This is a genomic window from Oleiphilus sp. HI0080, from assembly GCF_001635135.1.
On sequence record NZ_LWFU01001225.1, the window covers coordinates 1 to 568 of the forward strand.

Below are 568 nucleotides of genomic sequence, written 5' to 3' on the forward strand. Positions count from 1 at the left end.
CGAAGTTGGCATTGTGACGGGGCACAATAGCGAACGTCGCTTGCTGCCCAAAATTATCGTTGTGACGGACGCAACCAAAAACAAGCTGAAAGCGGGCCGCCGGGTTGACCTTCTTGAGTGGAACGCCAGCCAAAAACCACAACACGCGCTGTATATCAAAGACAGCTTACCAAAAGGCGCGCTCGGTATTGACGAGAATAGTTATCTGTTGACGGGCGCCACCTCTAAATGGAGCCTGAAGCATATGGTGTCGAGCTTAACGAACTAACTTGCTCGGTATGAAAACTCGATACTAATTCTGCATTAACGCTGCACTCACTCCGGATTTATTTTCTACTAAACCGCCTCTTTTCTGGTAATGTCCGAGAAATCTTCTTGAATTCTCGGTCTTGTTATTCGGTGTATGCTTGATGTCTAGAAAGACGTGCGGTGCTTGTCGCCGTCCAATCAAAAGTTGCCTCTGCGGTTTTATTCAAAGCCAGAACACTAAACTGCCCGTTCTGATCGTCCAACATCCGGACGAATCAAATCATCCGTTTACCACTGCCTACTTGGCGAGTCTCGGTGC

1 protein-coding gene and 1 pseudogene are annotated in these 568 nt (G+C 48.2%); both read left to right on the forward strand.

The window, feature by feature from the left end; genetic code table 11:
* Nucleotides 1–268, forward strand: a pseudogene (locus tag A3751_RS23310) (HD-GYP domain-containing protein); the annotation flags it as partial.
* Nucleotides 269–410: 142 nt separating this feature from the next.
* Nucleotides 411–568 (forward strand): DTW domain-containing protein (locus A3751_RS23940; protein WP_156492722.1); only part of this gene is annotated, 158 nt, incomplete at its 3' end.